The sequence below is a fragment of the Paraburkholderia sp. SIMBA_030 genome, assembly GCF_046535245.1.
Lineage (GTDB): Bacteria > Pseudomonadota > Gammaproteobacteria > Burkholderiales > Burkholderiaceae > Paraburkholderia.
In genome coordinates this window covers 1-246 of record NZ_JAWRXB010001321.1, presented here as the reverse complement: position 1 = coordinate 246, position 246 = coordinate 1, and the positions used below count along the sequence as shown (strand labels likewise).

Sequence of the window (246 nt, the reverse complement as noted above, 5' to 3'; positions counted from 1 at the left end):
ACCACACCGACTGGACCGCGAACACCCGCATCGCCGCGCTGGCCGATCGCTATCGCGTGATCCTCGTGATGCCCGACGGCGGCCACGAAAGCTGGTACATCGACAGCCCGTTCGACTCGGGCAGCCGCTACGAAACCTTCGTCGGCGACGAAGTCGTGTCCTATGTCGACATGCACTTCCGGACGATCGCGACCAAGCGCGCGCGCGCGATCACCGGCCTCAGCATGGGCGGCTTCGGCGCGCTGC

1 protein-coding gene is annotated in these 246 nt (G+C 67.1%); it reads left to right on the top strand.

The window, feature by feature from the left end; translation table 11 throughout:
- A partial coding sequence (locus SB772_RS44330) for an alpha/beta hydrolase (RefSeq protein ID WP_410839069.1) occupies positions 1–246 on the top strand: 246 nt, incomplete at both ends.